Genomic DNA, 13,323 nt, shown 5'->3' with positions numbered 1-13,323 from the left:
GCCGCTTGTTATTCAAACCCTAAACCCCGCTCGCGCAGGCTGACATAATGCCCGCGCCCAATAATGAGGTGGTCGAGCACCTCGATATCGAGCAAGCGGCCGGCAGCCACCAATTGGCGCGTAACCTGAATGTCTTCTGGCGAGGGGGTGGCTTCGCCCGATGGATGGTTGTGGACGACGATGATCGCGGCGCTATTGTGCCGTACAGCGTCTTTGAAGACTTCGCCGATGCGAATGGTAGCCGAATTCAGGCTACCGATGTAGATCGTGCTGATCTGCTGCACCCGGTTTTTGGTGTCGAGCAAAACGGTGCGCAGATGTTCCTGATCAAGGTGGCTCATCTCAACCATCAAGAGGGCCGCGACATCAGCCGGCGAGCGGATCGGAAATCGCTCGTCAACGCTAATCCGCGCTAGCCGACGGCCAATTTCCAGCGCCGCCTTGATACTGGCAGCTTTGCTCGCCCCAATGCCGGCCCGCCGGCAGAGATCATTGTATTCGGCGCGTTGCAAGCCGAGCCATCCGCCATAGTCACTGAGGAGTTGTTGAGCCAGTTGTAAGACGTTGGTGCCGCTGACGCCAACCCGCAGCAGGATGGCCAATAGCTCGGCATCGCTCAGCGCGCCGGCGCCGAGCCGGGCTAGCCGCTCACGGGGTTGGTCGTTGGTAGGCAGTTCGTTCATGCGCAGTGACAGCATACGTTCCTCGCGCTGCAATTTCGGTTCCTATATAGATACCGCGCGAGCGCGCGCAAAGATTCGCGGTTTGTGATTGAAAGGCGAGCAGTTGCGAAAGAAGCACTGCTGGCGTAGAAGGCAGCAGCACCCCTCGCCCGCGCCAGCGGGAGAGGGGCTAGGGATGAGGGCAACCACAACGCCTTTGCGCTCGTTGCGTCTTTGCGTTAGAGTACTCTGCACCTGTGCGCCTTTGCGTTTGAGTACTCTGCGCCTTTGCCCCCTTTGCGTCTTTGCGTTGACCGTATTTGCACCGTTCGCCGGTTCCTCACCCTACTGGCAAATCAGCGTGGGCAAGCGCCGGGTGCGCAACAACGCTTCGGTGGTTGAACCAATCACCAGATCACGGAGCGGGTCGCGGTGGCCGTAGCCGCCCATAATCAGCAAGTCAGAACGGGTCTGCACGGCGGCGTGGATGATGGCCGGCGCCGGTTCGCCGCGTTCAAGGATATAACCGGCGGCGATGTTGTAGCGTTCGAGGTAGCGGAAGGCGCGCATGCGCACCGTCTCGGCGCTGGCTTTGCCATCGAGCACGGTGACAACATTGAGCGCCAATTGCCAACGCGCAGCTAGATAGGCGGCGAGATAAAGCGACTCTTCGGCTTTGCGGCTGCCGTCATAGGCCAGCAAGAGCCGCTCAATCCGTTCAACCGCATGCGGCACGGTCAAGACAGGCCGTACCGAACAGCGCAAAATGGTGCGCAAACCGGAGGCGAGCCGAGCCAGCGGCGATGTTCCGGGAGGGTGATTGATCTGGATGGCGACCAGATCGACAAGCCGGGTTCGTTCGCGAATAGCGCGGTCGATCGCGCCTACCTCAATGGCGCACTCGCCGGTGACACCCGCTGCGGCGCAACGCTCGCCAAATTCGCGCACAACTGCCTGCGCCGCCGCCGAATCGCGCTGGCGGATGCTGCGCACGACATGCAGGCCAAGCGGACGCACCGCTTCCCGTTTGGCCCACGCCAGCACCTGATCAAGCACCTGCCAGCCATCAGCCTTGCCGTTCACCGGCACCAGCACCTCACGAAACAGCCAGTGCGCCGGATCAAGCGTGCGGTTACGGCGCCACACGCCAGCCGGCATAGCTGGTTCAAGATTATCGGGAATGACCCGTTCGATCAACTGCTCAGCCCGGCTTGGCGCTTCAGCGAGATCATCGATCGCTTGGGCAAGGCTGATGTCCCAACCGAGATGCTTGCTTAGCTCATCGCGGTGGTTGCACAGCCAAAGATAAAGATCGGTTTCGGTGCGGTCGGGAAAATCGCGCAGCAAGCCGCGCTCGCGGATCAAGTCAGCGATTGGGCGATAGATGTGGTCATACCATAGCGCAGCCGCTTCCGGCAACGATGGCGTCTGATCAGCGGTAGCCAGTCGTTGCTGCATGTGCTCGATCTGGTGGCGCAGTTGCTCATATTGGCCGGCCACCGTGACTCGCAGATTGCAGCCGGGCCGTAATTCGTCGAGGCGGGTGGCTTCGAGAAAGGCGGCGTATTCGCCGGCGATCACAATCTCTTCGAGTGTCATTGAGGGATCGATCGGCGCGCGCGAGACAAGTGGCGTGACATAGGCCTGAATGTGATCCATCCCCAATTGACGCGCAACCGATACCCGGTGGTTGCCATCAATGACAAAGTAGGCTTCGCCAATTTGGTATACCTCAATCGGCGGCCAGCCGTGCATACTATCAACCGCGGCCATGACCCGCGACCAGCGTTGCCAATCATCATCGCGCCGGGGCAAAAAGCTGCGGTTAAAGTCGTGGTAGCGACCAACGCTGCCCACAATCGCCGCCAGCGGGATTTCACGCAACTGACGTTCGCCGGCCATGCGCGCATTGACCCGTTGCCGCACCTCTTCAAATGGCAATAAATCATCAGACTGGCCGCGCAAACGGGCCAGCAGATGTTCCAGAGCGGCGCGCCAACGCAGCCGTTGAAAGTCGTGCAACGCCGCCACCATGCGGCCATCGGTTGGTTCATCCATCATGGGGATACTATATCACAATCGTTCAAGGGCGAGCAGAACATGTGAACCGGAACCCGGCCCCTCTCCCACTCGCGCGGGAGAGGGGAGCGCAGCACCTGGCTTTACGGCATCGCGCAGCGATCAGCGGTTGCACTCAACCAAATGTTCTGTCCGTCCCTCAAATCACAATCGTAGGGGCAACACTTGCTTCGCCCCTACGATGATCAGCAGTATCTTGGTTGGGAAGAAATGCCTACTTTACCGCCATCCGTTCAACTGGGCCGCCGCCTGCACCGCCGGCGTGAGCGCATCGACCAACCCTTGCACCGAGCCGGTGGTGCTGCTCAGCAGCAGATTGGGGAACAGACCCAGCACAATCATCACTGCCGCCAGCGCGCCGAGCGCCAATAGTTCGCGCCGCTTTAGATCGGGCAAATCGAGGTTCGCCGTATTCCGCACTTCACCCATAAAGCCCAAGTGGAACAGGCGCAACGCATACACCGCGGCCAGAATGATCCCGATGACTGCGCCCAAGGCGAATGGCCAGCCCAGTAACGGCGAGGTGAAGATGCCTTGCAACATCGTAAACTCGCCGATGAAACCGCTCAGGCCGGGCAACCCCGCCAGCGCCAGCAAGGTCAGCAGCGTCAACCCGGCGTACACCGGCGTCACGCTCCACAACCCGCCGAACGAGCCAAGCTCGCGGCTATCGCGGCGCTCTTCAATGACGGCCACGATGAGCAGCAACGCCGCCATAATTACGCCGTGGCCCACCATCTGCAACAACGCGCCATTGATGCCCATTGTATTGAGAGTCATCACCCCCAGCGCAATAAAGTTCATGTGGCTGATCGAAGCATACGCTATCATGCGCTGCATATCACGTTGGGTAAAGGCGATCAACGCGCCGTAGATGATGCCGATCACGGCCAGCATGGCAATGGCCGGCGCTGCCCACGAGGCTACTTCGGGGAAGAGGGTCAGGTTGAATCGGATCAGGCCGTACACGCCGAATTTGGCCATCAACCCGGCTAGCACAATCGCGACCGGCGTAGGGGCGACGCTATAGGCATCAGGCAACCACGTGTGGAACGGCCAGAGCGCCAATTTGATCGCGAAGGCGACGAAGAACGCGCCGAACAGCAACCGGGCCACCATCGGATCGAGTGTAAAGATACCGGCCCGCATATCGGCGACAATTTGATTGAGCGCGAAGGTGCCAGCAAAGCCCGGCTCGACGGCGGCGACGGCGTTGCGGTGCAGCATATGCAACCCGATCATCGCGAACATCATCAACAGCGAACCACCAAAGGTGTAGAGGAAGAGCTTTAATGCTGCTGATGCGCGCCCGTGGCTGCCCCACATCCCAACGAGGAAGACCATTGGCAGCAGCGCCAACTCGTAGAAGACATAGAAGAGCAGCATGTCTTGGGCTAGAAACACGCCGAGGAACGCCGTCTCGGCCAGCAGCAAGAGCGCCAACAAGAGCCGCGGACTGCGCGTCTGCCGCTGCCATGTCGCGGCAATGGCAAATGGGGCGAGGAATGCCGTCAAGCCCACCAGCCACAAATTGATGCCGTCCACGCCAATCAGGTAACTAGCGCCGACAGCGGGCAGCCACACGACCGAGTCGACAAATTGCAGCGGCGGGCCAATCACCAGTCCAGAGGTAGGGCCATAGGGGCCAGTGTAGAACAGACCGATGACGGTTCCAGCGATGATCAACGTCGCTATCGCCACGCCCATTGCCGTCCAGCGATACAGAGTGGGGCGACCAAGCGGCTGCAACAGAATGACGAGCGAGCCGAGCGCCGGCAGCCAGAGCAACAATGACAGGATGGGCAAGCCGAGCAGGTTCATGGCGCTAGACCTTCTTTCGTTTGCGGTAAAGACAACAACAGCTACCAATGTGACACATTACGTGTCACCGGTCTCAAGCGAGCTTGGCCTCGTTACCTCTTTGACGACTTTGTCAGGTATGGATACAGGTATGGCCGGTGGCAGAGTGATACGTTCTTCCGATCCGTGTTGCTTAGCCTGTCACGCGGACTTATTGCTGCCGGGCCATCACAGCGTTCGGTAAGCGCTCACCTTTGTGATAAAACTCACGTTTGCATCACCCTTAATGTTATAGCCCGATTCCGTTTTCTTGTCAACTGCTGAAACTTCGGTTTTTTACGGATGTCTATTGTGTAAAAAAGTTACAAAGTATTGTGGAGGGTTCTCAACAGTTCAATAATACGTAAGATCTGTCACAGAATTTGTCAGGCTGTAACGATGGTGGGCTAAGCGGGTGCGATACACTGCGGTTCGGTTGAGTACGCGCGTTGCGCAGGCATGCCGTGGGTGCCGTCGTTTACTCGGTCGGCGCGGCTGATCTGGATCGTGATGCTGGCGCAGCACTGAGCGACCACCGTACACGCCGCTCTGGTTTGGATTTGGGTGATTGTCATCCTATGATCGGGGTGGGTATAATACGCCTGACTCGCTGAGGGCATCTGTGCTACAATGGGGTGGAATGCCTATGAATACTCCTATGCGCCTAATTGATACTCATCTCCACCTCGCCTCGGTGCAATTCGATGGCGATCGCGGTGACGTCGTTGCGCGCGCGTTTGATGCGGGGGTCACAGCGCTGATTGAAATCGGCTACGATTTGGCTTCCAGCCACGCTGCGGTCGCGTTGGCGAATGCCCATCCGGCTATCTTTGCGGTGGTCGGCATTCAACCAAACCATTTGCACGATTTGCCTGCCGATTGGATCGAACAGGTTCGCGCCTTAGCCGCCCATCCGAAAGTGGTGGCGATCGGCGAGATTGGGCTTGATTACTACTGGATGAAGTCACCGCCGAGCGAACAAGAAGCGGCGTTTCGTGCCCAACTGGCGCTGGCCGGTGAGCTTGGCTTGCCGGTAGTCATTCATTCCCGCGATGCGATGGCCGAGACGATTGCTGTGCTGCGTGATGCAGTGCGCGGGCCGGGAGTGATGCACTCGTTTTCCGGCGATTGGGCGGCAGCGCAGGCATGCCTTGAATTAGGGTTTTACCTCTCGTTTTCGGGGCCGCTGACCTTTCCGAAGTCCACCGCTTTGCACGAAGTTGCCCGCCAAGCGCCGTCCGATCGGATCCTGATCGAGACCGACAGCCCATATCTTAGCCCGCATCCACACCGTGGCCAACGCAATGAACCGAGCCGTCTGATCTACATTGGGCAGAAACTGGCCGAGCTGCGCGAGCAGTCGTTGGCCGAGTTTGCCACCCAGCTTTGGCAGAATGCGCTTCATGTCTTTCCTCGGTTAGCCGCGGCGCTAGGGGAAGGGAGGTAAGCGTCTGACTGGGCAAAGCATCGCTCTGCCCGCCCTGTAGCTCTCCCGCTTGGGGTTGAGTGGTGGACAGAACATCTGATTGAGTACAACTGTTGAGCGCTGTGCAATGCCTTAACGCTCGTTTCTGAACTCCCCTCTCCCGCGCCAGTGGGAGAAGGGCAGAGGGTGAGAGTACACTAGCGCATTTCAAAGCCATAAATCATATCTGCGCTCATGCGCTCTGTCAGCCCTTGAACCTCTTAGGAAGCAGCTGGCGTGGTAAGCGTCTGACCGGGCAGAGCATCGCTCTGTTCATACATGGGATAAAGGCTTCTTTCATGGCCAAGTCTTCATTTACAGTGTCGTCAGCTCGTTTCCCGAATCTCTGGTGGATGCTGCCTGGGGTCATGCTGGTCTTCCTGATGACTGGTGCCGTGGTGCGCAGCTTGGCCGAGTCGGGTTGGGCAAGCGGATTGTCGATCTTGCCGGCAGTGTCTGGCATGGCTGTGGCGGTTGGCGTGGCGCTGGCCGCTTGGCCGCGGTTGCACCGTTGGGCGGCCCATGGGTTGTCGCTAACACTGGCGTGGGTGTGGATCGTGCAGCAGATTGGGCCATTGCTCGACAACCGGCTGCTGAGCTGGCGCGATTGGGCGGTCGAGTTGACGATCCGCGTGATCACGTGGGCGCGGGTGCTGGCGAGCGGCGGGCGCGGTGAAGATATTGTGTTGTTTGTGTTGGCGTTGGCGGCTCTGTGTTGGTGGCTTGCCTATGCGACGGTATGGGCAGTGGTTCGTCAGCAACAGCCATGGCTGATGATGATTGCCAATGGCGCTGTCTTGCTGGTCAATTATACCTACGTCTTTCCCAAGCCCGATCTCGAAGCGATGGCGTTTGTGGCTAGCGCCTTGCTGTTGTTGGTCTATCACCATGTGATGCAACGCCGGGCGGCGTGGGAGACGCAGCAGATCAGTTACCCTGATCTCTTGCCGTTGCGCGCCATGTGGGCCGCCACGGTGGTAGGGGCGGCGTTGATTGCAATCACGGCCTTCTTGCCGGCGCAGATTACCGCCGAACGCGCCTTGCAGACGTGGGAATCGCTGCGGGCGCCGTTTCGAGCGGCGCGGGCAGCGTGGGAAGATGCCTTTAGTACGATTAATGCCCCTCCCGGTGCCGGCAGTATCTCGTTTACGGCACGGGTGGCGCCGTTGGGCGGTTCACGTTTCCTCGGTTTTGATGAGGTGATGAAAGTTCGTTCGGCGCGGCTCGATTATTGGCGCGCAGTTGCTTTCGATCGCTACGATGGCTCAGGTTGGTCTAATACTACCGGTGAATTGGCGCGGGCGGCGTTGGGGGTGGCAACGGCTGAACAGGCGCGCACGCCGCTGGCCGCCGGGGAAACGATCCCGCTGACCGACCGGCGGGCGCGGCAAGTGATTACTCAGACGTTCACTTTAACCCAAGATCGAAATGATGATCTGCTGATCGTAGGGGGCACACCATTCCAGTTTAGTCTCCCGGCCAATCTCGAACATGTAATTACCCGCGCTGACGGTGGCGGTATCGTGCCGATCTACGATGATTTGGCCTTGGCGACATCCGATACCCCATTAGTGGCCGGTACAACGTATACGGTGACGGCGTTAGTCTCGTTGGCCGATGTGCAGACGTTGCGCAACGCCGGCACTGATTATCCGCAATGGGTGCGCGAACGCTACCTGCAATTGCCGGCTAATTTGCCGGCACGCGTGCGGGCGGAAGCGGCGCGGGTGATTGCGGCTGCAAATGCCGAAACTCCCTATGATCAAGCGATTGCCATCGAAGCGTATCTGCGCCGACTGACCTACAGCGAAGATATTCCGCCGCCGCCGAGCAATGCCGATCTAGTTGATTGGTTTTTGTTTGAACAACAAGCCGGCTATTGCGATTATTTCGCGTCAGCGATGGTGGTGATGCTGCGCTCGGTGGGAGTGCCGTCACGGTGGGTGCGCGGTTATGCCAGCGGCGATTTCGATCCCGAAGAGGGTGTTTACATCGTGCGCGAAAATGTCGCCCATAGCTGGCCGGAAGTCTATTTTCCCGGCGTCGGCTGGGAACGGTTCGAGCCAACGGCAGCGAGTTATACTTCGGCGCCGCAGCGACCATTACAATCGGTCTTTGGCGAAGAGCTTGAAGACGCTGCTAGCAGCGCCAGTGGCGGTGCCTTGAATCCCGGCCGGTTTGAAGAGCCAGAAGATGAGTTGTCGGCGAGCGGTGTCAGTAGCGGAGCAGCAAGCGCGCCGGCGGCAGCGGGACGCAATCCGGCGGGCAGCGGTGGATGGTTTGGCTGGTTGCTTGCCGTGCTTGCCGTCCCGGCCAGTGTCGGGTTAGCGTTGCTCGGTGGCCGTTGGTGGTTGGCGCGTGAACTGCGGGGGTTGCGATTGGCCGCGGCAGCGTATGCTGAAATGGGTTGGCTGGCGGCGCTCGCTGGTCTGGCCCAGCAGAGTTGGGAAACGCCGCTCGAATATGCCCACCGCTTAGCGGCGGCATTGCCGGAGCATGCCGTAACGATTCATGGCATCACTGCGGCCTATGTGAGTGAACGTTACCGGCGGGGGGCGGTTGTGCGGGTGCCGCCGGAAGCGGCGCGCCAGTTGTTGCGGCGAGCATTGCTGCGCTATGCGGTGCGCCACGCCGTGCAGCGTGTATGGTCGCCAGCGCGGGTGCGTTAGGATTTGTGCATGTATGAGAGGCTGCTCGCGAGCTGCCGGAGGTCGAAGCAAACTCCCGCTAGCACTAGAGAATTGCTGCTGGCGGGTAGACCGCAAATGCTGTTGTCTACTGTGCTCTCGTAATTACTGTGCTCTCGTAATTACCAAAAGGCAACACCCCACGTATCCACCTCAAGCGCGGCATACGACAGCTCTTCTTTCGATGCGTCTCGTAATCACTAAAAGGCAACACCCCACGTATCCACTGCGCGGGGTGTTGCTTTTGCCATAATCTTGGGCGCTGCTCTCGTGACTTGGATCTTACGTCTTCATCTTCCGATTACCGCTTCCCCAATTCCCCTTGTTGCCAGCGAATATTCCCGCGCAAGAGCAGATTTGACGACCGCAGTTTATAGGCGAGATCAGCGGCCATATTCCGCATCACTAAATAGCCAATGCGCGGATTGCGATCACACAAGGCCGCAAAATCGCGCTCGCGGATTACAAGGAGGACACACGGTTCAACGCAACTGACTGTGGCCGAGCGAGTGGCGCCGCCCAGCAGCACCATCTCGCCAAAGCTTTGCCCGCTGTAGAGCATATTGATAGTTGAAGGGGTAAAGGAACCATCGGAAGTGCGGGTATTGATGGCGATCCGGACGCATCCTTCGTGGATGATGAATAACTCGTCGCCTTCATCGCCTTCGTTAAAGACTGTTTGGCCGGCTCCCAGCCGGCGCACTTTACAGATAGTGGCTATCTGCAATAGTTCCTCGTCACTCAGACTGCTGAGCAGATCCACTCGCCGTAAATTCTCGACAATACTCTGGTTCATAAGACCCCCCCGATTGTGTCGCGATGATCGCGTTAATCGTGCGACGGCGCTTCGATCGGCCTAGTGCGGAGCTTGCTGCTGACGAGCGGGGTCACGTGTTCGTGCATAAGCCAATGGTAGCACACTGCTGCCACTGGCGCAGCCAACCAGTAATTAAAGAGCCGGAAGATGATCGCTGCCGGTACCGCTGCCGGCCCTGCCCCCATTTGGCTCAAGACGGCCACCAGCGCCGCTTCAACGGTGCCCCCGCCGCCGGGCAAGACGTTGAAGGTTGATGTTACGAGCGCTATGCCAAAGGCCGCCAACACCACCGCAAAGCTCACGTCAGTTCCCAGCGCGTGCAACACCAGCAACATTGCTAAGCTATGGCCGCTCAGCGCTGTCAACTGGATCAGGACCAACAACATGACATCGCGCTGGCGATGGATCAGCAAACTACGACCACGCGCTAAATCGGCGACGATGCGATCAGTCCAAGCGCCGCTTGATTGATGGTTGAGAAGACGATTAATGGTGCAATGAATAGAACCTAGCCAGCGTCGCAAGGTTGCTTCAGTGCGGGTGAGCACAAAGATAGCAAGGCCGATGACCGACAGGCCAACCAATCCGGCAATGTAGCTGGCGCTGGCTGCTCGCAAGCCATGCCAAGCAAAGTAGGCAAGACTAAACGAAAAGACCAGCAGCATAGCCACCACATAGCTCAGCGTCTCGAGTGAAGCGAGCAGGGCCGATTCACCGGCGCGAATGCCACGGCGGTTGAAATTACTCATCAGAAAGGCATAACTGCCGACGCCGCCTACTGGCACTGATTGGCTGATGATAATCGCGGTAAGCGCGGTAGCCCACAGGCGGAGGAGACTCATCCGGTATCCAAGCGAACGGAGCACCACGTTAAACACCTGCGCGCTCATCAAATAGCTGAGGGCAATGAGTGCGAGCGCAGCCAGTAACCAACCCGGTTTAGCATCATTCAGCAAGCTAAACGCTTCAGCGATCCAATGGCGGTTGAGGATCGCCAGCGTAATAATACCGATACTGATAATTGCACTCGTAATCAGTTTCCAGCGTTTAACGCCCATAACCGTCCTTTCGCGACGAGGCGACTTGGGATGATGGCCAGAAACATAGGGGTGGGCTTGCGGCGTATGCACAGGTTTACGTGACTTTTTTGCCACAGATACCCGTTTTATGATACGGTGGCGCTCTTTACCAGACAATGGCAAAGATCCCTTCCTTGCCGGTCGGTTCTTCCCAGTGGACCTCGACCCGCTCGACTTGAGCTTGGCTGGGGCCGCTGTAACACCAACTGATGATTTTTTGAACGGCTGGTCGGCTCCCTTCAAAGACTGCCTCCACACGACCATCGCTCAAATTGCGTACCCATCCTTTGATTTGCGCTTCACGGGCGCGGTCACGGGTGTAGGCGCGGAAGCTTACCCCTTGGACACGACCGGAAATAAAGACATGAGCACGAACGAGATCCACAAGCCACCTGTCTATTTCAACGCTATCTCTATTATACCAGCATGATGAAACCACTACTGAGTATAGCGCACCGTGAGGTACTCTGCAACAGCGCAACATAAAAGGTTTGTCAGAGAAGCGGGCAGATAGGGTGCAGCGGGCGGAAGGTGCGCCTTTGGTCATAGTAACGTTTGTAAACCCGTTTCCGGTGGCGCGCAAGTTGTGGTATGCTACACCCTCGGCGGCGTATGCCGAACCAGCGCGGAGCGGGTATGATTTCCGTGACATCGAATCTACGTCTTTCTTTGGCCCAAATCCCGGCAGCGGTCTGGCGCATTCTGGCACACAGTTTTCTGTACGGCTTTGCGTTGAGCATTGCTGACATCCTGTTCAATTTCTATCTGGTCAGTCAAGGCTATACCGTCAACGACGTCGGTTTGCTGTCGATGGTTAGCCGGGCAGCCGGGATGCTGATGGGGCTGCCGATCGGTTGGCTGATTGATCGGCTAGGGCCGCAGCGGGCGATGATTGCCGGCGTCTTTGGTTATGCGCTGGGTTGGGTGGCATTGTTGCAGGCACCGGCGCTGCCATGGCTAATTGCGGCTCAGTTTGTGGTCGGAGCTTGCTATCTGTTAGCATCAACTGCAGTGACACCCCTGCTGGCGCTGGTGACGAAGGAGGAGCAGCGCCCGTTGGTATTTGGCATGAATGCCTCAGCGACGCTGGTGGTTGGGTTGCTGGGCAGTGTGGTCGGCGGGGTCTTGCCGATGCTGGCCGCCAGCCTGATTTCAACCGATCCGCAATCGACTGCGGCGTACCGCTTGGCGTTAACCACCGTGATCGGGTTGAGCATTGTCGCTCTGTTGCCGGTGTTAGTGCGGCTACCGGCTGTTGTTGAGGCGAGCGATAGCAGTGGGAATAGTGCTGAAACGCCGTCCCGGCGCTCGTGGCTGATGCTGATTTGGTTGGCGACGCCGTCGTTTTTGCTCGGCGTTGGCGGTGGCGCAATTCTTCCGTTCCAAAACCTCTTCTTCCGTGATCAGTTTGGTCTCAATGATGCGAGCGTCGGGTTGGCGCTGGCGTTGGCTTCATTGGGGGCCGGCATCGGCGCACTGATCGGCGCACCGGTGGTACGCCGGATCGGTCTGCAACGCGGTGCGGCTTTGTTGCGGCTGGGGGCGACGCCAGCGATGTTGTTGATGCTATCGCCGTGGTTGCCGTTGGTGATTATCGGCTTCTTTGCCCGCGGTTTTTTTATCGCCGCGAGTTATCCGATGAACGATGCGTTAGTGATGGGAGCCACGCCGCCGGCGCAGCGCGGCTTGGCGATGAGCCTGATGAGTCTGCTCTGGGCCGGTGGTTGGGCGGTGTCGGCGGTGATTTGGGGGTGGGTGGTACTGGTGTTTGGCTATGGGCCGCAAATTGTGGCGGCTGCGATTGCGTATGCCTTCTCGGCGCTGGTGATTTGGAGTTTGCGCCTACAACGAAGTGTAGGGCAGACGGCTGCATAGGAGCAGGGATATGGTCTGGGATCCAAATTGGCTTGAGCGTCCGATTGCGTTAATCGGCTTAAGCGGTTGCGGCAAATCGACGTTGGCTCGTCTCTTGGCCCGCGCGCTCAGTTGGCCGTGGTACGATACCGATGTGGCGGTGGCGGCGGCGGCTGGAATGAGTATTGCCGATCTGTTTCAAACCTACGGTGAAGCGGAATTCCGGGCCCGTGAGTCGGCGGCGCTGGCCGAGGCGCTGCGCGAGGCGCAGGTGATTGCGACCGGCGGCGGGATTGTGTTGCAGCCGGAAAACCGGCAGATGCTGCATGATCGGGCAACGGTGATCTGGCTCGATGCGAGCGATGCGACGATTCTGGCGCGCCTTGCCGCCGATGCCGAAGAGCGCCCGTTGTTGCGCGGCGATGCGGTGGCCCGCTTGGCGGCGATGCGCGCGGCGCGTGCGCCGCTCTACGCCGAATTAGCCGACCTGACAGTGCAGACCGATGGCTTGTCGCCGATCGATCTGGTGCAGCAGATCATCGCAGCGTTGCGAAAAGGGAAAGAGGAACGAGCGGGTTAGCTGTGCTGCACATCACTTGGTTGGGCGAAGCGGCGCAGCCACGGCAGACGATCGAAATCGGCGTCGAAGCTGGCAATCGTCGGAATGTTCCGTTCGCGGCACGCGAGCGCGATCAGCGCGTCGTGGAAGTTCAGTTCGCCGCTAGAATGGCGCATAAGGTCAATGACGTTAGGGTAGAGGCGCGGTACGTCAGGTAAGATCCATGTATATAGTATGCCCGATTCGTTGTTCCAAGCGGTTAAACAATGCGACAATGCTGTC

11 protein-coding genes are annotated in these 13,323 nt (G+C 58.8%); 4 read left to right on the top strand and 7 right to left on the bottom strand.

The window, feature by feature from the left end; genetic code table 11:
* Positions 1–8: 8 nt before the first annotated feature.
* The 3 genes from radC to U9R61_RS12895 form a co-directional block, all read right to left on the bottom strand.
* Complete coding sequence (gene radC, locus U9R61_RS12905; RefSeq protein WP_322489228.1) at positions 9–698, bottom strand: RadC family protein; 690 nt, start codon at positions 696–698, stop codon at positions 9–11.
* Positions 699–1,007: 309 nt separating this feature from the next.
* The gene (locus U9R61_RS12900; protein ID WP_322489227.1) at positions 1,008–2,720 is read right to left on the bottom strand and encodes a universal stress protein; all 1,713 of its coding nucleotides are present in this window, start codon (positions 2,718–2,720) and stop codon (positions 1,008–1,010) included.
* A gap of 240 nt (positions 2,721–2,960) precedes the next feature.
* A complete protein-coding gene (locus U9R61_RS12895) occupies positions 2,961–4,562 on the bottom strand; it encodes an NADH-quinone oxidoreductase subunit M (RefSeq protein ID WP_322489226.1) in 1,602 nt (533 codons plus the stop codon).
* Positions 4,563–5,226: 664 nt separating this feature from the next.
* Here U9R61_RS12895 and U9R61_RS12890 point away from each other — a divergent pair.
* Entirely contained in the window at positions 5,227–6,027 is an 801-nt protein-coding gene (locus tag U9R61_RS12890) for a TatD family hydrolase (RefSeq protein WP_416208850.1), read from the top strand.
* Positions 6,028–6,344: 317 nt separating this feature from the next.
* Positions 6,345–8,714, top strand: coding sequence for a transglutaminase domain-containing protein (locus U9R61_RS12885; RefSeq protein ID WP_322489224.1), 2,370 nt, complete (start codon positions 6,345–6,347; stop codon positions 8,712–8,714).
* Positions 8,715–9,033: 319 nt separating this feature from the next.
* On the opposite strand, the gene U9R61_RS12880 is transcribed toward U9R61_RS12885, so the two are convergent.
* From U9R61_RS12880 to U9R61_RS12870, 3 genes are all read right to left on the bottom strand, one after another.
* Entirely contained in the window at positions 9,034–9,528 is a 495-nt protein-coding gene (locus U9R61_RS12880) for a cyclic nucleotide-binding domain-containing protein (RefSeq protein WP_322489223.1), read from the bottom strand.
* A 32-nt stretch (positions 9,529–9,560) separates the two neighbouring features.
* The gene (locus U9R61_RS12875) at positions 9,561–10,607 is read right to left on the bottom strand and encodes a lysylphosphatidylglycerol synthase transmembrane domain-containing protein (protein WP_322489222.1); all 1,047 of its coding nucleotides are present in this window, start codon (positions 10,605–10,607) and stop codon (positions 9,561–9,563) included.
* A 127-nt stretch (positions 10,608–10,734) separates the two neighbouring features.
* Positions 10,735–11,013 (bottom strand): acylphosphatase, encoded by a 279-nt coding sequence (locus U9R61_RS12870; protein WP_322489221.1) that lies wholly within the window; start codon positions 11,011–11,013, stop codon positions 10,735–10,737.
* A 251-nt stretch (positions 11,014–11,264) separates the two neighbouring features.
* Between U9R61_RS12870 and U9R61_RS12865 the strand changes: the two genes are divergently transcribed.
* Positions 11,265–12,503, top strand: coding sequence for an MFS transporter (locus U9R61_RS12865; protein ID WP_322489220.1), 1,239 nt, complete (start codon positions 11,265–11,267; stop codon positions 12,501–12,503).
* Between the two features lie 10 nt (positions 12,504–12,513).
* Complete coding sequence (locus U9R61_RS12860) at positions 12,514–13,062, top strand: shikimate kinase (RefSeq protein WP_322489219.1); 549 nt, start codon at positions 12,514–12,516, stop codon at positions 13,060–13,062.
* On the opposite strand, the gene U9R61_RS12855 is transcribed toward U9R61_RS12860, so the two are convergent.
* Entirely contained in the window at positions 13,059–13,316 is a 258-nt protein-coding gene (locus U9R61_RS12855; RefSeq protein ID WP_322489218.1) for a type II toxin-antitoxin system VapC family toxin, read from the bottom strand. The genes U9R61_RS12860 and U9R61_RS12855 overlap by 4 nt on opposite strands.
* Between the last annotated feature and the right edge of the window lie 7 nt (positions 13,317–13,323).

This window comes from Chloroflexus sp., from assembly GCF_034431535.1.
Classification (GTDB): domain Bacteria; phylum Chloroflexota; class Chloroflexia; order Chloroflexales; family Chloroflexaceae; genus Chloroflexus.
Note: the sequence above shows the minus strand (reverse complement) of the source record. Positions and strands in the feature narration are given on the sequence as shown.